This is a genomic window from Paracoccus denitrificans (assembly GCF_900100045.1).
In the GTDB taxonomy this organism is placed as follows: Bacteria; Pseudomonadota; Alphaproteobacteria; order Rhodobacterales; family Rhodobacteraceae; genus Paracoccus; species Paracoccus denitrificans.
On the sequence record NZ_FNEA01000002.1, the window covers coordinates 234,835 to 253,059 of the forward strand.

Annotated in this window: 17 protein-coding genes; 4 read left to right on the forward strand and 13 right to left on the reverse strand. The window is 69.7% G+C overall.

Going from position 1 to position 18,225, the window contains the following annotated elements:
* Positions 1-34: 34 nt before the first annotated feature.
* The 6 genes from BLT64_RS02420 to dld form a co-directional block, all read right to left on the reverse strand.
* On the reverse strand, positions 35-619 hold the full coding sequence (locus BLT64_RS02420; RefSeq protein WP_011749197.1) for a 2'-5' RNA ligase family protein: 585 nt from the start codon (positions 617-619) through the stop codon (positions 35-37).
* 49 nt (positions 620-668) lie between these two features.
* A complete protein-coding gene (locus tag BLT64_RS02425; protein ID WP_011749198.1) occupies positions 669-1,325 on the reverse strand; it encodes a LutC/YkgG family protein in 657 nt (218 codons plus the stop codon).
* On the reverse strand, positions 1,322-2,737 hold the full coding sequence (locus BLT64_RS02430) for a lactate utilization protein B (RefSeq protein WP_011749199.1): 1,416 nt from the start codon (positions 2,735-2,737) through the stop codon (positions 1,322-1,324). The genes BLT64_RS02425 and BLT64_RS02430 overlap by 4 nt, the downstream gene beginning before the upstream one ends.
* The gene (locus BLT64_RS02435) at positions 2,734-3,504 is read right to left on the reverse strand and encodes a (Fe-S)-binding protein (protein ID WP_011749200.1); all 771 of its coding nucleotides are present in this window, start codon (positions 3,502-3,504) and stop codon (positions 2,734-2,736) included. Before BLT64_RS02435 ends, BLT64_RS02430 begins: the two co-directional genes overlap by 4 nt.
* Positions 3,505-3,513: 9 nt before the next feature.
* Positions 3,514-5,280 carry an L-lactate permease gene (locus tag BLT64_RS02440; RefSeq protein WP_011749201.1) on the reverse strand — a complete coding sequence of 589 codons (1,767 nt, stop codon included), beginning with the start codon at positions 5,278-5,280 and terminating at the stop codon, positions 3,514-3,516.
* A 77-nt stretch (positions 5,281-5,357) separates the two neighbouring features.
* Complete coding sequence (dld, locus tag BLT64_RS02445; RefSeq protein WP_011749202.1) at positions 5,358-7,067, reverse strand: D-lactate dehydrogenase; 1,710 nt, start codon at positions 7,065-7,067, stop codon at positions 5,358-5,360.
* Positions 7,068-7,281: 214 nt separating this feature from the next.
* On the opposite strand from dld, the gene BLT64_RS02450 reads away from it, so the two are divergent.
* The 4 genes from BLT64_RS02450 (at position 7,282) to BLT64_RS02465 (ending at position 10,404) form a co-directional block, all read left to right on the forward strand.
* Positions 7,282-8,055 carry an FCD domain-containing protein gene (locus BLT64_RS02450; protein ID WP_011749203.1) on the forward strand — a complete coding sequence of 258 codons (774 nt, stop codon included), beginning with the start codon at positions 7,282-7,284 and terminating at the stop codon, positions 8,053-8,055.
* Positions 8,056-8,119: 64 nt separating this feature from the next.
* On the forward strand, positions 8,120-8,386 hold the full coding sequence (locus tag BLT64_RS02455; protein ID WP_011749204.1) for a hypothetical protein: 267 nt from the start codon (positions 8,120-8,122) through the stop codon (positions 8,384-8,386).
* 129 nt (positions 8,387-8,515) lie between these two features.
* The gene (locus BLT64_RS02460) at positions 8,516-9,892 is read left to right on the forward strand and encodes a GntP family permease (protein ID WP_011749205.1); all 1,377 of its coding nucleotides are present in this window, start codon (positions 8,516-8,518) and stop codon (positions 9,890-9,892) included.
* Positions 9,889-10,404 (forward strand): gluconokinase, encoded by a 516-nt coding sequence (locus tag BLT64_RS02465; protein WP_217633909.1) that lies wholly within the window; start codon positions 9,889-9,891, stop codon positions 10,402-10,404. The genes BLT64_RS02460 and BLT64_RS02465 overlap by 4 nt, the downstream gene beginning before the upstream one ends.
* 158 nt (positions 10,405-10,562) lie before the next feature.
* On the opposite strand, the gene ilvD is transcribed toward BLT64_RS02465, so the two are convergent.
* The 7 genes from ilvD to BLT64_RS02495 all read right to left on the reverse strand — a co-directional run.
* Positions 10,563-12,401, reverse strand: a complete 1,839-nt coding sequence (gene ilvD, locus BLT64_RS02470) for a dihydroxy-acid dehydratase (RefSeq protein ID WP_011749207.1) — start codon at positions 12,399-12,401, stop codon at positions 10,563-10,565.
* Between the two features lie 106 nt (positions 12,402-12,507).
* Positions 12,508-13,155, reverse strand: a complete 648-nt coding sequence (locus tag BLT64_RS02475; protein WP_011749208.1) for a CDP-alcohol phosphatidyltransferase family protein — start codon at positions 13,153-13,155, stop codon at positions 12,508-12,510.
* Complete coding sequence (locus tag BLT64_RS02480) at positions 13,152-14,090, reverse strand: phosphatidate cytidylyltransferase (RefSeq protein WP_011749209.1); 939 nt, start codon at positions 14,088-14,090, stop codon at positions 13,152-13,154. The genes BLT64_RS02475 and BLT64_RS02480 overlap by 4 nt, the downstream gene beginning before the upstream one ends.
* A 3-nt stretch (positions 14,091-14,093) precedes the next feature.
* On the reverse strand, positions 14,094-14,726 hold the full coding sequence (locus BLT64_RS02485) for a lysophospholipid acyltransferase family protein (RefSeq protein WP_011749210.1): 633 nt from the start codon (positions 14,724-14,726) through the stop codon (positions 14,094-14,096).
* Positions 14,727-14,852: 126 nt separating this feature from the next.
* Positions 14,853-15,029 (reverse strand): hypothetical protein, encoded by a 177-nt coding sequence (locus tag BLT64_RS26745; protein WP_164901615.1) that lies wholly within the window; start codon positions 15,027-15,029, stop codon positions 14,853-14,855.
* A gap of 116 nt (positions 15,030-15,145) precedes the next feature.
* Positions 15,146-17,152, reverse strand: a complete 2,007-nt coding sequence (locus tag BLT64_RS02490; RefSeq protein WP_011749211.1) for a MacB family efflux pump subunit — start codon at positions 17,150-17,152, stop codon at positions 15,146-15,148.
* Positions 17,145-18,225, reverse strand: a 1,081-nt coding sequence (locus tag BLT64_RS02495; RefSeq protein WP_074810293.1) for an efflux RND transporter periplasmic adaptor subunit, incomplete at its 5' end; no start/stop codon positions are given. The genes BLT64_RS02495 and BLT64_RS02490, both read right to left, overlap by 8 nt.

The window sequence follows — 18,225 nt, forward strand, 5'->3', positions numbered from 1 at the left end:
GATAAGGCGGGCGGCGGGGATTGTCGATAAGGCTTCACGGCCCGGACCTTGAAGGCAGCGGCCAGCGCGCCAGCGGCACATGCCGGCCCAGGCCCTGCAGGCTGTCGATCAGCACCAGCTCGTCCACGCGCCAATGCACGGGCGGAACCGGGATGCCCTGGGGCGGCAGGGGCTTGCCATAGGCCAGCGTCACATGCGGCGTGACGCGGTGGCGGGCGATGGCCAGCCCCGCACCGGCAAGGCGCTGCCAGAGCGTCTGGCACAGCGCGTCGGGGGCGGGGCTTTCCTGCCGGCCGACCAGCACCAGCGGCCGGTCGCGGCGGCGCGGCGGGCCGAAGGTGGTCAGGTGGTCCAGCATCAGGTCGAAGGCGGGAAAGTCCAGCCCGTCCAGCGGGCGGCCAAGCGCCTCGGCCATGCCGGGCGCGAGTTGCGGGGTGCGGATCACCGGCAGGATGGTCATGTGCAGCGTGGCGCGGCGAAAGCGGTCGCGGCGGTTCGCGAGGCGCCAGGCGTCCTCGATCCGCGCCGCCACCCCGGGCGGCGGGATGGCGACGAAAAGCAGGAAATGTTCGCGCGGCAGTTCCTGGGGCATGTCCTGCGGTTGCGGGGCGTCGGTCATCGCGGCCTCCCATCGGGTGCCGCAATGCTAGGGCAAATCGCGGCGGCGGTCAGCCCGGCTCGGTCCCGGCGTCGGCGATCAGGATGACGTGCAGGAAGCCGGGGCCGTGGGCGCCGCGGACATAGCTGCCCTCGATGTCGGTGGTGCCGCTGGGGCCGGTGATCAGGATGGCGTTGCGCGGCACGGCCTGGGCGGAAAGGCGGGCGGCATAGTCTTCAAGGTAGGGCAGGAGCGTGCTTTCGCGCAGCACCGCGACGTGATGCAGCGGCAGGAAGGACATGAGGATCGGATTGTCCGGCCCCGAATGGATGACCAGCGAGCCGCTTTCGGCGATGCCGCAAAGCGCGAGGCCGAGGGCGGTGGGCTCGTCCGGGGCGGTGCCCTGGTGCGGGGCGAGGCCCTGCCAGTCGAGCGCCGCCAGCTCCGGCGCCGGCTGCATGGCGAAGCGGGGCGGCAGGCCGTGGGCGTCGAGATAGCGGGCCATGGCCTGCGGCAGGTCGGCCATGCTGGCCACGCGGTCGATGGTGGTGCCGAGCGCGGTGGCCTTCAGCGCAAAGGCGTCGGGCAGCACCGGGGCGACAAGGTGCGGGCGGGCGATGCCCGCGGGGTCGAGCAGGGCTGCGGCCTCGGCCGCGATCTGCGCGGGCGGCTTGCCGGGGCCGAGGGCCGTGCGGATCGCCGAGAGGATGCGGTCGCGGGCGGTCATTTGCGGCCTTTCTGCTGGGCGCGGTATTGGTCCATGAAGCTTTGCGCCGCCGGGCGCGGCAGGTCGCGATGGTCGGTCCAGCCGCCGGCCAGCGGCAGGCGCGAGATCCAGCCGCCCCTGCCGAACAGCCGCAGAAGCGGCAAGCCGATGCGGGTGGCGAGGCGATAGAGCCGGGGCCGGCGGGCCAGTTGCGCCCAGAGGCCGATGCCGGTGCGGATCGATCCGGGCTCCAGCCCCTCGCGCCAGCTGCGGCGGCGCCAGGCGCGCAAGAGCGTGGGCAGCGGGATGCCGACCGGGCAGACCTCGGCGCAGCGGCCGTTCATCGTGCAGGCATTGGGCAGGTCGCGGGACGCTGCCAGCCCGTCCAGCACCGGCGTCAGGACCGAGCCCATCGGGCCGGGATATGTCCCGCCATAGGCATGGCCGCCGATCTGGCGATAGACGACGCAATGGTTCATGCAGGCGCCGCAGCGGATGCAGCGCAGCATCTCGCGGAACTCGTCGGCCAGCATCTTCGTGCGGCCGTTGTCGACCAGCACGATATGCATCTCCTCGGGCCCGTCGGCATCGCCGGGGCGTTTAGGGCCGGCGTGGAAGGTGGTGTATTGCGTCATCTCGCCGCCGGTGGCCGAACGCACCAGCAGGCGCAGCAGCGCGAAGGCGTGCGCGGTCGAGGGCACCAGCTTTTCGATCCCCGCGGTCACGATGTGGATGCGCGGCGGCGTGGTGGTCAGCTCGGCATTGCCCTCGTTGGTGACGGTGCAGGTGGCGCCGGTGTCGGCGACCAGGAAATTCGCGCCCGAGATGCCGATATCGGCCGACAGGAACTTGGTCCGCAACTGGGTGCGGGCACTTTGCACCATGGTCGCCGGATCCTCGGCGGCGGGGGGCGGGTGGTGGCCGGTCTTGAAAAGCTCGGCCACCTGTTCGCGGGTGCGGTGCATGGCGGGCCAGATGATATGCGAGGGGGCCTCGCCCGCAAGCTGGATGATGTGCTCGGCCAGGTCGGTCTCGACCCGCTCGATGCCGGCATCGGCAAGGGCGTGGGGCAGGCCGATTTCCTCGCCCAGCATGGATTTGGCGCGGGTCACGAGCCTGGCGTCGGCGGCCAGGCAGATGCGGGTGACGATGGCGCGGGCCTCGGCGTCGTCGGCGGCCCAGTGGACCTGCGCGCCCCGGGCGGCGGCGTTTCGCTCGAACATCTCCAGGTAATGGTCGAGATGGGCGACGACGTGGTCCTTGATCGCCTTGCCGCGGGCGCGGGCGGCCTCGAACTCCGGGAAAGCGGCGACGGCGGCGGCGCGCTTGCGCTCGGCATTGCCGGTGGTGCGGTCGATGGCGGTTTTCAGCACCGGATCGGCCAAGGCCGCCTTGGCGCGGGCCTTGAACGGGGCCTTGGAGGGCGCGTTCATGGCGCATCCTCGCCGATGGCGGGGCCGGTGGCGCGGCCGGCCAGCACCTCGACGGTGTGGAAGCAGCGGGTCTTTGCGCCCCGGCGGTGCAGCTTGCCGGCCATGTTCATCAGGCAGCCCAGATCGCCGGCCAGCAGGATGTCGGCGCCGGTCTCCTCGATTGCCTCGGCCTTTTCGGTGACGATGGCGTTCGAGATGTCGGAATATTTCACGCAGAAGGTGCCGCCGAAGCCGCAGCAGGCATCGTTGCCGGGCAGGCCGCGCATTTCCAGCCCCTCGACATGGGCCAGAAGCGCGCGCGGCTGGTCGGCGATGCCGAGTTCGCGCAGCCCCGAGCAGCTGTCGTGATAGGTGGCGGAGGCGTCGCACCTCCGCCCCGAGGGCGCGTAGCCCATGACATCGGCCAGGAAGCTGGTGATCTCATGGGTTTTCGCGGCCATGGCCCTGGCGCGGGCGGCCCATTCCGGGTCGCCCGCCAGAAGGTCCGGGTAGCCATGCACCATGGTCGCCGCGCAGGAGCCCGAGGGCAGGACGACATGGTCGTAGCCCTCGAATGCCGCGATGGTCTGGCGGGCCAGATGCGCTGCGTCGCGGTCGTCGCCGCTGTTCAGCGCCGGCTGGCCGCAGCAGGTCTGGGCCTGCGGGACCTCGACCGTGCAGCCCGCCTCTTCGAGAAGCTGGAGGGCTGCGAAGCCGATCTGCGGGCGGATGGCGTCGACAAGGCAGGTCACGAACAGACCGACCGTCGGTTTTGGCTCTCCGGGCATGGTTTTCCCCTAGTTGGCGACGGTGACGGGACGGGGACCGCGGTTGCGCGACATGAAGAACAGCACCGCGGCCGCCCAGATCGCGGCGGCGACCCACCACATCAGGTTGCCGGTCAGCAGCGCAAAGCCGATCAGCCCGCCCTGCACGACGTAATAGGCCATCGGGATCAGGGTCTGGCGGATGATCGCGCCCTCGCGGTCGGTCAGCCCGACGGTGGCCGAGGCGGCGACGACGTTATGCACGCAGATCATGTTGCCGGCGGCCCCGCCGATGGCTTGCAGCGCCACCACGGTGCCCGCGCCCGCAGCCCCCAGGCCGATCTGTTCGGCGGTCGAGAACTGGAAGAGCGAGAACATCATGTTGCTGACGGTGTTCGAGCCGGCGACGAAGGCGCCCATGGCCCCGATCAGCGGCGCGAACATCGGCCAGGCATCGCCCACCACCGACGAGACGCCCTGTGCCAGAACGATGGGCATGCTGGCATAGCTGTCCGAGGCCGAGTTCAGGAACACCTGGACCATCGGCACCGCGAGCAGCAGCGCGGGGGCCGCGGCGATCATGGTCACGCCCGAGGCCTTGAGCGCCCGGCCGTAGTCGCGTCCCGACATGCCGTGCAGCACGAAGGTGAAGAGCGATGCCAGGATCAGGATCGTGCCGGGCAGGAACAGCACCTGCACCGAGGCGTTGATGCCCGAGCCGAACAGGTCGCGGAAGGCGATCGTCATCTCGGGCGAGGTGAGCCATGCCTTGATCGGCGCGATCGAGCGGGTGATGACCAGCAGGGCCACGACGAAGACATAGGGCGCCCATGCCTTGACCAGCGGCATCACCGGCTTGTGGGCGTTGTGGTCCTCGAGATCGTCGAGCTTGCCGACCCAGTTGTCGTTCCAGTCGCGGCGCGGCGGGAAGTCGAAGGTCTCCCTGGGGATCAGGAAGCCGCGTTTCGCCGCCGGGACCACGATCAGCAGCCCGACGATGCCGCCGAGCAGCGAGGGGAATTCCGGCCCCAGCGTCGCGGCGATGAGGTAATAGGGCACGGTGAAGGCGAGGCCCGCGAACAGCGCGAACTTCCAGATGCGGAAGCCTTCGGCAAAGGAGCGGTTGGCGCCGAAGAAGCGGGTGAGCATGCCGACCAGGATCAGCGGGATCAGGAAGCCGATCAGCCCGTGGATGGTGGCGACCTTGACCGCGATCTCCAGCAGGTAGTCGCCGAAGGCCATCGGCGCGATGGTCGCCTCGACGATCTGTTGGTCGGCAAGGCCGGTGCGCACGCCGACCAGGATCGGCGTGCCGACCGCGCCGAAGGAAACCGGCGTGCTCTGGATGATCAGCGTGACCATGACGGCGGCCATGGCGGGAAAGCCGATGGCGACCAGCAGCGGCGCGGCGATGGCCGCCGGCGTGCCGAAGCCCGAGGCGCCCTCGATCAGCGAGCCGAAGAGCCAGGCGATGATGATCGCCTGCACCCGCCGGTCGGGCGAGATCGAGGTGAAGCCGGCCCGGATCGAGCGGATGCCGCCGCTTTCTTCCAGCGTGTAGAGCATCAGGATGGCGCCGAACACGATGTAAAGCAGGCTGATCGCGGTCACGGCGCCGTTCACCGTCGCGCCCAGGACCTTGTTCAGTTCCGTGCCCCAGATCAGCAGCGCGGTGGCGGCGGTGACGAGATAGGCCACCAGCATCGAGAACTTGGCCGATTTCGCCAGCACCACCAGCAGCACGAAGACCGTGGCGATGGGCAGCAGGGCCAGGATGAATGTGATTAGTCCAGCCATCTTTCCTCCTCAGATGGGGCGGGCGGTTCCGCCGTTGCGGGTGCGCAGTCCTGCGCGGTCGTCTTGGATGGCGCGGCCTAGTGCCAATGCGCGCATTTCGAGGTCTGGCCGATGCCGGGGTTCAGGCTGTTGGTCGGGTCCAGCTGCCGGTAGAAGCCGGCCAGTTCCGGCTTGGCGTGGTAAAGGTGGCCGACATTGTGCTCGGCCGGGTATTCGGCGCCGCGCCGGTCCAAGAGGCGCCACATCTCATGCTCGACGGCCAGGCAGTCCTGGCCCTTTTTCACCACGTAGTCCTGATGGAAGACGTGGCAGAAGAAATGGCCGTAATAGAGCTTTTTCTCGAGTTTCGCGTCCAGGTCCGGCGGCAGGCGCTCGACCCAGTCGCGGTCGTTGCGGCGCAGCGCGATGTCCAGCGCCACGATGTCCTGCACCTCGCGGGCGTGGATGGCGCGATAGCGCACGGCGGCGCCCGCCACGGCGAAACGGTGCAGGAAGGCGGCCTTGCCCTCGTCGGGGGTGCATTCGAACATGGCGCCGCTGGCCGAGGGGAAGATGGCGCCGAGATAGTCGCGCGCCTCGGCGATGCCGGCGCCGCCCATGCGCAGCAGCAGGTGGTGTTCGTAGCGGTCGCGGAAATCGTTCATGCGCCTGGGCAGGTGCTGGGGCATCAGCGCCGCGACGCCCTGCGCCAGCCGGTCCGAGAGGGTGGCGCCCAGCCCCAGCCGCTCGGTCAGCGCGTCCATGCGCGCCTTGGCGGCGAAGAATGCCGGCATGCGGTCGGTGCCGGCATGGCGGATGAACAGGAAGGTGTCCTTGCCGTATTTCGCTGCGATGTCATAGGCTTCGCGGTGGATGTATTCGCCGGCGATGGGCAGGCTCTGGAAATGCGCCAGGATATGGCGGCGGATCTCGGTCAACTCGTCCGGGTCGTTGCTGCCGACATAGAAGACCGCCGTGTCCTTTTCGGCCTGGAACGTGTCCAGCCGCACGGCAAAGACTGCGAGCTTGCCGGCGCAGCCCGAGGATTCGTGCAGCCGGCGCGGATCGGCGTTGAAGCGGGCCGGGGTCTCGGCCTCGATGTCGCGGACATGGTCGGCATATTCGCGGTCCGAGGCCCAGGCGTCGGTGGGCGCGGGGGCGGGCAATTCGCCCGCCTCGACGCGGGCCAGGATTTCCTCGGGATCGTCGCCGAGGTCGAGGCCCAGATGGTTGACCAGCGCCACCGAGCCGTCCTCGCGCACCTCGGCGTAAAGGCTCATCTCGGTATAGGCCGGGCCGCGCTGGATCAGCGCGCCGCCGGAATTGTTGCAGATGCCGCCCAGGACAGAGGCGCCGATGCAGGACGAGCCGATGACCGAATGCGGCTCTCGTCCCAGGGGGCGCAGGCGCTTTTCCAGCGCGTCGAGCGTGGCGCCGGGCAGGCAGAGCACCTGTTCGCCCGCGCCGATGAGGTGGATGCCGCGCAGGCGCATGACCGAGACCAGCACGATCTCGCGGTCGTAATCCTGGCCCCAGGGGGTCGAGCCGCCGGTCAGCCCGGTATTCGCGGCCTGCAGGATCACCGCGCGCCCCGAGGCGACGGCGGCGTTCAGGACCCGCCACATCTGGACCAGAGAGCCGGGGCGGACCACCGCGGCCACCGGCCCCTCGCCATAGCGGAAGCCGCGGGTATAGCGGCGGGTGGCGCGGTCGGCGGTCAGCACATGCGCCGGTCCCACGATCCGGCGCAGCCGGTCCAGCAATGCGGTGCGGTCTGCGGCTGCCTCGGCCTGGCCGGGTCGCGTCATGGCTTTCCCCTCCCGTCATGCGGGGCAGGCTCCGCGCCATGCGGCACGGTTCGAGCATAACGCTTTACCTTCCCCGCTTTCTTGGTAAAATAATTTGACCATTAAGGTCAAGTGGAAAATCCATTGCGCCCGATCCGGGACTGCGGGTAATCTTTGGGACCGGGTGCCGCCGCCTAACCCCCTGAATTTCCGGCAGCCCCGCAAGGAGTCGAGCATGCCCAGCGAAGTGAACAAGGGAGCCCCTGCCGCGGAAACCACCGCCCGGCACATCGAGGACCTGATTCTCGAAGGCTCGCTGCGCCCCGGCGACCCCTTGCTGCCCGAGCGCGAGATGGCGCTGCGGCTGAACGTCTCGCGCCCGACCTTGCGGCAGGGCATCCGCATGCTGGAGGAGAGGGGGCTGATCGTCGCCGATCCGGGCGGCGGGCGGCGGGTGGCGCCGCTGGCCACCAGCATCACCGATCCGCTGATCGAGCTGATGGCCTCGCGCGGGGAGGTGGTGGACGACTATCTGGAACTGCGCGGCACGCTGGAGGGCATGGCGGCGAGCCTGGCCGCGACGCGGGCGAGCGACGTGGACCGCGCGACGCTGACCCGCTGCATGGAGCGCATCGACCTGGCCCATGACGAGGCGGATTTCCGCGACGAGGCCGAGGCGGATGTCGACCTGCATGTCGCGGTCTACGAGGCCAGCCACAACGTCGTGCTGCTGCAGATCATGCGGGCGCTGTCGGGCATGCTGCGCAAGGGCGTGTTCCACAACCGCGAAAAGCTGTATGCCCGGCCCGAGGTGCGCGACGTGCTGCGCGCCCAGCACCGCGCCATCTATGACGCGATCATGGTCCGCGACCCCGAGGCGGCGGCCCGCGCCGCCCAGGACCACATGACCTATACCAAGCGCGTGCGCGCCGAGATCATTGCCGCCGAGGCGCGGCTGGAAATCTCGTTGCGGCGGATCGAGGGCGGCAGCCTGACCGCGCGGAACTGAACGGCTTTGCGGGTTCCGGCATCTGTGCCATCATGATTCCCCAGCAACCGCAGGGAGATGGCGCATGGACATGATGGACAGGCTGGCCGCCCGGATCGACGGTCTGGAGGGCCGGCTGATCGCGCATCGCCGCATGCTTGAAAAGCTGCTGGACCTTTCGTCTGCTGAGATGCGGGCCGAGATGCTGGCATGGCTGGAGGACCGCGAGGTGATGCTGGACGGCCAGGAGGACCCCGGCGTCGTCTCGGGTCCCGAGGCCGCGCTGGAGCTGGCGCTGTCGGACGAGATGCGCCTGCTGCACGACCGCCTGGCCGCCGCGAAGGGGCGCTAGCCAACCCCTCTTAACCTTTCACGGAGGATCTGTTAACGCTAACATCCAAGTCCGCCGCGAATCCGGGGAGGAGGGGCGGCGAAACCAGATCACAGGCTGACCCAAGTCCATTCCGCCGGAGGAGTTTTCATGAATCCTGTCGAGCCCGTCCACAGCACGCCGGTGCTTTTGCTTATCGCCGCCGCAGCGGTGCTGGTGCTGCTGGTGTTCATCATGCGGTTCCGGCTGCATGCCTTTGTCTCGCTGGTGCTGGTCAGCCTGCTGACCGCGATCGTCGCCGGCATTCCCATGGGCGACGTGATCCCGACGCTGCTGCAGGGCTTTGGCTCGACGCTGGCCACGGTGGCGCTGCTGGTGGGCTTTGGCGCCATGATCGGGCGGCTGTTGGAGATCACCGGCGGCGCGCAGGTGCTGGCGGACCGGCTGATCGGCCAGTTCGGCGCCGAGCGCGCGCCTTTCGCGCTGGGCGTGGCCTCGCTGCTGTTCGGCTTTCCGATCTTCTTCGATGCCGGGCTGGTGGTGATGCTGCCGATCATCTTCAGCGTGGCCTACCGCTTTGGCGGCTCGGTGCTGCTTTACGCGCTGCCGGCGGCGGGGGCCTTTGCGGCCATGCACGCGCTGTTGCCGCCGCATCCGGGGCCGGTGGCGGCGGGCGATCTGCTGGGCGCGGATATCGGGCTTCTGGTGCTGGTCGGGCTGGCCGTGGCGCTGCCGACCTGGTTCTTCGGCAGCTATCTGTTCGGGCTGTGGGCCGGGCGGCGCTTCGTGCTGCCGATCCCGCAGATCCTGGGCGCGGTCGACGCCGGCAGCCATGACCGCAACCCGCCGAGCTTTGGCACCGTGATGCTGGTGCTGCTGCTGCCGCTGGCGCTGATCTTCCTGAATACCGGGCTGGGCACGCTGGCGACCATGGGCGTGGTCGACGGCGGTGCGGGCTGGGTCACGGTCCTGCGGCTGATCGGGCAGACGCCCATCGCGCTGCTCATCACCGTGCTGGTCGCCATGGCGCTGCTGGGCCGGGGCCGCAACGCGGCCGAGATCGAAAAGATCATGGACGGCGCGCTGGCGCCGATCTGTGCCATCATCCTGGTCACCGGCGCGGGCGGCATGTTCGGCGGCGTGCTGCGCGCCAGCGGCATCGGCGAGGCGCTGGCCGGCAGCCTGGACGCCATCGGCATGCCGCTGATCGTCGCGGCCTTTGTCATCTCGATGGCGCTGCGGGTGGCGCAGGGCTCGGCCACGGTGGCCCTGACCACTACGGCCGGGCTGATCGCGCCCACGGTGGCGGCGACAACGGGCCTGAGCGAATTCGACCGCTGCTTCCTGGTGGTGGCCATCGCCGGCGGCGCCACGGTGCTGAGCCATTTCAACGATTCCGGCTTCTGGTTGGTCGGGCGGTTCCTGGAGATGGATGAAAAGACCACGCTGAAGACCTGGACGGTGATGGAGACGCTGCTGGGCACCATCGCCTTCGGTTTTGCGCTGCTTGGCTGGTGGCTGCTGTGAAGGGCGTGGTGCAGCATATCGTGGTGATGGGCGTCTCGGGCGCCGGGAAAAGCACCACGGGCGAGGCGCTGGCCCGGCACCTGGGCTGGCCCTTCGTCGAGGGCGACAGCTTTCACCCCGAGGCCAATGTCGCCAAGATGCGCGACGGCATTCCGCTGGACGACGGCGACCGCGAGCCCTGGCTGCGGGCGCTGGCCGCCGAGATCGCGCGGAACGAGGCGCGGGGCCAGTCCTCGGTCATGGGCTGTTCGTCGCTGAAGCGGGCCTATCGCGACATCCTGCGCCAGGGGGCGCCGGTGGTGCGCTTCGTGCATGTGCATGGCTCGCGCGCGTTGCTGGAAAGCCGGCTGTCGCATCGCGCGGGGCATTTCTTCCCGGCCAAGCTGCTGGATTCGCAGCTGGCGACGCTGGAGCCGCTGGCACCTGACGAGGACGGCGTCGTGGTCGACATGGCCCTGTCGGTCGAGGATCAGTTGCACCAGGCCCTGCGCCTGCTGGGGCTTGGGGGCTGAAACGAAGCGAGCGCCGTGCCCGCGAAGCGGGGGGCGGCCTTGCCCGAAATGCCGGCCGCGGCAAAGCCGCGGGACGTGTCGCGGGCAGGTGAGCCGACTTCGGCCGATGTGGCGGACGGACGGCATGGACCGTCGCGCCGGGGCCGTTTCGGCGGGCCTTATTCCGGCAGGATGCGCACCGCGCCTTTGTCGGCCGATGCGGCGAATTGCGCATAGACCTTGAGCGCGGCCGAGACCTGGCGCTGGCGCGGCTGGGCGGGTTTCCAGCCCTTGGCGTCCTGTTCGGCGCGGCGGGCGGCCAGCTCGTCCTCGGGCACGGCCAGGCGGATCGAGCGGTTGGGGATGTCGATCTCGATCCGGTCGCCGTCGCGCACCAGGCCGATGGTGCCGCCGGCCGCCGCCTCGGGGCTGACATGGCCGATGGAAAGGCCCGAGGTGCCGCCCGAGAAACGCCCGTCGGTGATCAGCGCGCAGGCCTTGCCCAGCCCCTTCGATTTCAGGTAGCTGGTCGGATACAGCATCTCCTGCATGCCCGGCCCGCCCTTGGGGCCTTCGTAGCGGATGACGACCACGTCGCCGGCCTCGACCTTGCCGGTCAGGATGCCGGAGACGGCGGCGTCCTGGCTTTCATAGACCTTGGCGCGGCCGGAAAAGACCAGGATCGATTCGTCCACGCCGGCGGTCTTGACGATGCAGCCGTCCAGCGCGACGTTGCCTTTCAGCACCGCAAGCCCGCCATCCTTGGAGAACGGCGCCTTGGCCGAGCGGATCACGCCGTGCTCGCGGTCCAGGTCCAGGTCGGGCCAGAGCGTCGCCTGGCTGAACGCCACCTGCGTCGGCACGCCGCCCGGCGCGGCCAGGAAAAGCTCGCGCGCCTGCGGGTCGTTGCTGCGGGCGATGTCCCATTGATCGATGGCGGCGCCGATGGTGGGCGCATGGACGGTCGGGCAATCGCGGTCGATCAGCCCGGCGCGGTCCAGTTCCCCGAGGATCGCCATGATGCCGCCGGCGCGATGCACGTCCTCCATATGGACGTTGGCGGTATTCGGCGCGACCTTGCACAGGCAGGGCACCTTGCGCGACAGCGCGTCGATGTCGTCCATGGTGAAATCGACCCCGCCTTCCTGCGCGATGGCCAAGAGGTGCAGCACGGTATTGGTCGAGCCGCCCATGGCGATGTCCAGCGACATGGCGTTCAGGAACGCCGCCTTGCTGGCGATGGCGCGCGGCAGGACCGAGGCGTCGTCCTGTTCGTAATGGCGGCGCGTCACCTCGACGATGCGGCGCCCGGCCTCGAGGAACAGGTTCTTGCGGAAGGCATGCGTGGCCAGGGTCGAGCCGTTGCCGGGCAGCGACAGGCCAAGGGCTTCGCTGAGACAGTTCATGGAATTGGCGGTGAACATGCCCGAGCACGAGCCGCAGGTCGGGCAGGCGGCCTCTTCGATGGCGGCAAGGTCGGCGTCCGAGATCTTGTCGTCGGCCGCCGCGACCATGGCGTCCACCAGGTCGAGCGAGACCTTGCGGCCGTCGCCCAGCGTGACCTTGCCCGCCTCCATCGGCCCGCCCGAGACGAAGATCGCCGGGATGTTCAGCCGCATCGCCGCCATCAGCATGCCCGGCGTGATCTTGTCGCAGTTCGAGATGCAGACCATGGCATCGGCGCAATGCGCATTGACCATGTATTCCACCGAGTCGGCGATCAGTTCGCGCGAGGGCAGCGAATAAAGCATGCCGTCATGGCCCATGGCGATGCCGTCGTCGACCGCGATGGTGTTGAATTCCTTGGCGATGCCGCCCGCCGCCTCGACCTCGCGCGCGACCATCTGGCCCAGGTCCTTCAGGTGCACATGGCCCGGCACGAACTGCGTGAAGCTGTTCACGATGGCGATGATCGGCTTGCCGAAATCGCTGTTCTTCACCCCGGTCGCACGCCAGAGGCCGCGGGCCCCCGCCATGTTGCGGCCGTGGGTGGTGGTGCGGGAACGATATGCGGGCATGGCTGGGTTCTCTGTCGTCTGATTGTCCGTGCTGAGCGGCCAGTATCACGAAGGAATTGGCGAAGTTACCCCATATCACGCTGGGCAGCGGCGACTACCCCCGATTTCACGCCCCGCCGGCCAGCCCGCACAGGATGCGCCGGCTGCGGCGGACGATCGTCGCCACCGTCAGCGCCAGCACCAGCCACAGCGTCCAGACCAGCACCGGCCAGCCCGCGCCGGCGATCCAGGCGCCGGCCTGCGCCAGCGCGCCCAGCGTCACGGCGGCCATGCGGTGCGACTTGGCCCCCGGTCCCGAGAAATCCGAGCCGAGGCCCGAGGCGCGGCCGAATTCGCGCAGGTATGCGGTCAGGATCGCCAGCGCCCCGGCCAGCAGCCCCAGCCCGGGCAGGCCCGCCGCCACGCCCAGTCCGGCAAGGATCATCAAGTCGGAAAGCCGGTCCGGCACCTCGTTCCAGAAGGCGCCGTCGGGGCTGCCCATGCCGCCCTCGACCGCGACGAGCCCGTCGAAGAGGTTGCAGAGCAGTCGCAGCTGGCAGAACAGCGCGCCGAGGACGAGCAGCACCCCCGAGGCCCAGAGCGCGCCGGTCTGCGCGGACAGCGCCAGGGCCCCGCCCGAAAGCGCGGCAGCCACGACCGATCCGGCCGAGATGCGGTTCGGCGCGATCCCGCGCGCGACAAGGCGCCGGGTCACATGGGCCGCCCATTTCGTGTTGCGGCTGGCGATCGGGCGCCGGCTGAAATCCTCGGTCACATCCACCCCCATGCCAGGATATGCAGGAATACCGGCGCCGAGAAGACCAGGCTGTCCAGCCGGTCCAGGATGCCGCCATGGCCCTGGACCAGCGTGCCCCAGTCCTTGACGCCGCGGTCGCGCTTGATCGCCGACATGATGAGCCCGCCGAGCGTGCCGAAGCCGGTGACGGTCAGGGCGATCAGCCCCGCCTCCCACCACAGGAACGGCGTGATCGGCGTCAGCGCCATTCCCAGCGCCGTGGCGCTGAGCATGCCGCCGGCCAGCCCCTCGACCGTCTTGGAGGGCGAGACGCGCGGCGCCAGCAGGTGGCGGCCGATGCTCTTGCCCCAGACATATTGCAGCACGTCGGATGCCTGCACCACCAGGATCAGCCAGGCCACCAGCGTGAAGGCGCTGTAGCGATAGAAGGGAATGTCCAGCGTCAGGATCGCCGGGATATGCGAGACGCAATAGACGCAGACCATCAGCCCCCATTGCGTTTCCGAGACGCGGGTCAGGAAGCCCTGCACCTCGCCCTTGAACACGGTCACGACCGGCAGCAGCAGGAAGCTGTAGACCGGGATCAGCAGCGCGGCAAAGACCGGCACCTCGAAATAGACCAGCAGGTATTGCAGCGGCAGGATCAGGTAGAAGGCGATGGCCAGCCCGTCGTGGTCGTCGCGCCGCGTATGGGTGATGGTGGCGAATTCGCGCAGCGCCGCCATGGAACACAGCGCGAAGAACAGCGTGATCGCCCCGGCGCCCAGCGTGAAGATCAGCGCCAGCACACCGATCATCACCCACCAGGCGCGGATGCGGTCGGCGAGGTTCTGCGCCGTGGGGCCGCCGACCCGCCCCGAGCGGATCAGGAACCGCGCCACCAGCGAGGCCAGGACCAGGAAGGCGAAGAGCCCGTAGAACACGAAGGCCGAGGGAGAGTAAAAGCGGTCCATGGCCTATGCCTTCGTGTCGGAGAGCGCCAGCATCGCGGCGGCGAGGCGTTGCAGGAAATCCTCGCGGCTCTCGCCGGTCTCGACCCGGATGGGGTTGCCGAAGCGGACGGCGCAGTTCAGCGGCACCGGCAGGAAGGCGCCCTTGGGCAGGATGCGGTCGAGGTTCAGGATCCAGGCCGGCACGATCTCGGCCTCGGGGACGGCGCGGGCCAGGTGGTAGATGCCGGATTTCAGCGGCAGGAGCCGGGCGTCGGTCAGGTTGCGCGTGCCCTCGGGAAAGAAGATCACGTCCTCGCCGCCGCGCAGCACCTGGGCAACGGTCTCGACGGGATCGGCGCGGCGGCTGGCCGGGTCGCGGTCGATCAGCACGGCGCGAAACACCTGATGGGCGATCCAGCGGCGTATGGCCGAGCGTTCCCAGTAATCGGCGCCGGCGACCGGGCGGGTGCGCAGCCGGTGCGGCTTGGGCAGCGCCGACCACAGCGCGACGAAATCGGCATGGCTGACATGGTTCGCGACCAGGATGCGCGGTGCGGCGCCCGGCGGCGGCAGGTCGATGGCGCGCAGGCTGATGAGGATGCGCGCCGTCGCAACCAGTCCCGCGCGGGTCAGTCTTGCCGGAATCGTCGCCGTCATCGGGTGCCTTCGCTCAACCTGTCCTTGCAGGTTCTGGCACGAAACCGCAACCGGACGGAAGGGCGCGGCGCGCGCTTTTTTCCGTCCTGCGGGGCCGCGGCACCCCCTGTCGCGCGGCGGGCCGCCTCATTCCAGCCAGAGATCGCGCAGCAGCGATTGCGCCAGATGGTCCACCGAGCCGCCGTCGATGCGCACGCAGCGCTCGTGGCCGGCATAGGATACGCGGATGGTGTCGCCGCTGACCTCGTATTCGCCCGAAACGAGCGCCCCCTTGCGGCCGGTAAGGATGACTTTGCCTTTCATTGTCCCTGCTCCTTCCTCCTTCCATACCAGCAGTCTGGGCGCAGGACCCGAGTCTGGGAAGTCCGACTTTTGGACAGGTTTTCCGACTGTGTGCCCGGGGCAACACCCCCCCCCATTCACCCTTTTTGGAGTGCTTTGACGGGGTCGAGTTTTGCGGCGTTGACGGCCGGGAGGTATCCGAATGCGAGGCCGATGGCGCAGGCGCTGGCGAGGGCGGCGAGCATGGAGAGGGGGGAATAGACCAGGGTGAAGTCGCTGCTCATGCGCTCGAAGGCCAGGCCGAAGCCGAGCGCGGCCAGGATGCCGGCGATGCCGCCGATGACGCAGACCAGCACCGCCTCGATCAGGAATTGCGCGCGGATGTCGCCGCGCCGGGCGCCGACCGCCATGCGCAGGCCGATCTCGCCGATGCGCTCGGTGACCGAGACCAGCATGATGTTCATCACCCCGATGCCGCCGACCACCAGCGAGATCACCGCAATGGCCGCGATCAGCAGCGCCAGGGTCTGCGTGGTCGAGGTGATGGTCTGGCGGATCTGGTCGTTGTTGACGATGAAGAAGTCCCTGGTGCCGTGGCGCCGGGTCAGGATGTCGGCGACCATCTGCTCGGCCAGCGCCATGTCCACGTCGTCGGCCACCCGCAGGGTCAGCCCGCTGACGCTGGTCGAGCCCAGGTAGCGCGCCTGCACCGTGGTATAGGGGGCATAGACGGTCAGGCTGGTCGAGCCGCCGGGGCCGCGGTTCTGCGCCTCGGCCACGCCGATCACCCGCAGGGGCACCTTGCCGGCCATGAAGACCTGCCCCAGCGCCGGGCCGTCGCCGAAGAGGCTGGTCCGGGTGTTCTCGTCGATGACGACGTTCTGGCCCATCGCCGCCACGTCGGCCTCGTCGAAGCCGCGGCCCTGGGTCAGCGCGACGCCGGCCACGTCGAAATACTGCTCGCCGACGCCGCTGATCTGGGCGCTGGCCTCGGTGGCGCCGTGGCGCAGGGTGGCGCTGGTGCCGACCGTCGGGCTGACCGAGGCGACATGGGGCTGGCGGGCCAGCGCCGCGGCGTCGGCGGTGACCAGCGTCGTCACCCGCCCCGAGCGCATGTCGCCGAAATCGCGGCCCGGAAAGATCTGCAGGGTGTTGGTGCCCAGCCCGGCGATGTTCTGCAGCACCTGCCGGCGCGAGCCCTCGCCCAAGGCCACCACCGAGACCACCGAGGCGATGCCGATGATGATGCCCAGCATGGTCAGGAAGCTGCGCAGCTTGTGGGCGCGCATGGAAAGCAGCGCCATGCGCAGCGCCTCGGCCAGCCGGCCCAGCACCGGCACGGCGGCGCGGGCCTGAACGCGGGCCTGAACGGGGGCCTGAACGGGGGCCGGTTGCGGGGCGGGTTGCGGGGCCTGTGCGGGGCCGGGCCCGGGATCGGCGGCCGGCGCCCCGGTCCGGCGGTCCGCGACGATGCGGCCGTCGGCGATCTCGACCACGCGATGCGCCCGCGCCGCGACCCTGGGGTCGTGGGTGACGATGACCACGGTGCGGCCCTCGGCGTTCAGCCGCTCCAGGATGCCCAGCACCTCGTCGCCGCTGCGGCTGTCGAGCGCGCCGGTGGGCTCGTCGGCCAGGATCACGCGGGCGTCGTTGACCAGCGCCCGGGCGATCGAGACCCGCTGCTGCTGGCCGCCCGAAAGCTGGCCGGGCCGGTGCCCCGTCCGGTCGCCCAGCCCCAGCCGCTCCAGCAGGTCGCGGGCGCGGGCGCGGCGGGCATCGGCGGGCAGGCCGCGATAGATCGCCGGCACCTCGACATTCCCCAGCGCCGTCATCTCGGAGAGCAGGTGGTAGCGCTGGAAGATGAAGCCGAAGGTCTCGCGGCGCAGCGCCGCCAGCTCGCCCGCGCCCAGCCGCGCCACCTCGCGCCCGTCCATCCGGTAGCTGCCCGAGCTGGGCCGGTCGAGGCAGCCCAGGATGTTCATCAGCGTCGACTTGCCCGAGCCCGAGGCGCCCATGACGGCGACGAACTCGCCCTGGCCGATGTCGAGGTCGATGTCCGTGAGCACGCGCAGCACCCCCTCGCCCGAGGGGTATTCGCGGCCGACGCCGCGCAGCCGGATCAGAGGGGCGCCCGTCTCAGCCACCCAGCGGCCCCATCATGCGGCGGCTGCCGCGGGGGGCGGCGGCGGCCGGGGCGGCGCCCTGCTCGCCGGTCACCACGCGCTCGCCCTCGGCCAGGCCCGAGACCACCTCGGCCGCCACCTTGTCGTTGAGCCCGATCACCACGTCGCGGGTCTCGATGCCGGCGCCGCCCAGCACCCGGACCTGGTGGCTGCCGTCGGGATTGCGCCGGCCGAGCGCGCTGGACGGGATGGTCAGCACGTCCTGCGCCGCGCCCAGCACGATGCTGACCTGGGCGGTCATGTAGCTGCGCAGCCGGCCGTCGGGGTTCTCGACCGGGACGATGCCGGTGTAGTAGATCGCGCCGCTGCTGCTGTCGGTGCCGGTGCCGCCCTGGATGGCGCTGTCGTTGACGATGCTCTGCGGCGCCGGCGCGATGCTGTCCAGCACGCCCTCGTAGCTGCGGCCGCTGTCGTCGAGCAGGCTGAAGCGCACCTTCTGGCCGGGCCGGACCTTGCCGATATCGGCCTCGGAGATCTCGGCATGCACGTCCATGCGGTCGAGCTGGCCCAGCACGACGATGGTGGGCGAGGACTGCACCGCGTTCACCGTCTGCCCGGCCTGGCTGACGATGGCCAGCACGGTGCCGGCCATGGGGGCGGTGATGCGGGTATAGTCGAGGTCGGTGCGGGCGATCTCGATGGCGACCTCGGCCTGGGCGATCTGGGCCTGCAGCGCGGCGATCTGGGCGCGGGCGACGTCGACATCCTGCTGGGCGCTGTCCATGGTGCTGCGCGAGGCGGCGTTCGAGCGGATCAGGTTCTGCTGGCGTTCCAGGGTCTTTTCGGCCAGGGCCAGCACGGCGCGGCGCTCGGCCATCTGCGCCTTGAGATTGGCCAGCGCCGCCTGTGCGGTGCGCAATTCGTTGGCCTGCTGGACCGAGTCGATCCGCGCGATCAGGTCGCCCTGCTCCACCCGCTGGCCCAGAACCACCGCCAGCTCGGTGATCCGACCCGAAACCTGCGCACCCACCGCAACAAGGTTCGAAGGCTTCAAACGACCCTCAGCAAGAACCGATACCTCAAGAGAACCGCGC